The sequence below is a fragment of the Streptomyces sp. SID5464 genome, assembly GCF_009862985.1.
Taxonomy (GTDB): domain Bacteria; phylum Actinomycetota; class Actinomycetes; order Streptomycetales; family Streptomycetaceae; genus Streptomyces; species Streptomyces chartreusis_D.
In genome coordinates this window covers 220864-221247 of sequence record NZ_WWIQ01000049.1, presented here as the reverse complement: position 1 = coordinate 221247, position 384 = coordinate 220864, and the positions used below count along the sequence as shown (strand labels likewise).

At 68.8% G+C, this 384-nt stretch carries 1 protein-coding gene; it reads right to left on the bottom strand.

The features are described 5' to 3' along the window. Nucleotides 1-384: aminotransferase class III-fold pyridoxal phosphate-dependent enzyme (locus GTY47_RS24055; protein WP_040904190.1), on the bottom strand; the 384-nt coding region annotated here is incomplete at both ends.

The following is a 384-nucleotide window of genomic DNA, read 5'->3' as shown; positions in this document are numbered from 1 at the left end:
GCCGCGGACTTCGGCGACGTACGGGGAATCCTTGGTGATCTCCCGCAGCCCCGCGCGCAGAGCGTTGCCGTTCTCCAGGACGCGCTGCTGCACGTTCTCCTTCTCGAAGACGTCCAGCACCGCGGCGCCGGCGGCCACGGGGATCGAGCTGCCTCCGAAGGTGTTGAAGTAGCGGACGTTGCGTCCGAACTCCTCGCAGACCTCCGGGCGGAAGACCACACCCGAGATCGGCAGGCCGTTGCCCATCGGCTTGCCCATGGTCACGATGTCCGGCAGCACCCCGTGGCGGCTGAAGCCCCACATCGACTCCCCGAGCCGGGCGAATCCCGACTGGACCTCGTCCGCGATGTAGACACCGCCGGCCGCGTGCACCTCCTCCACCAC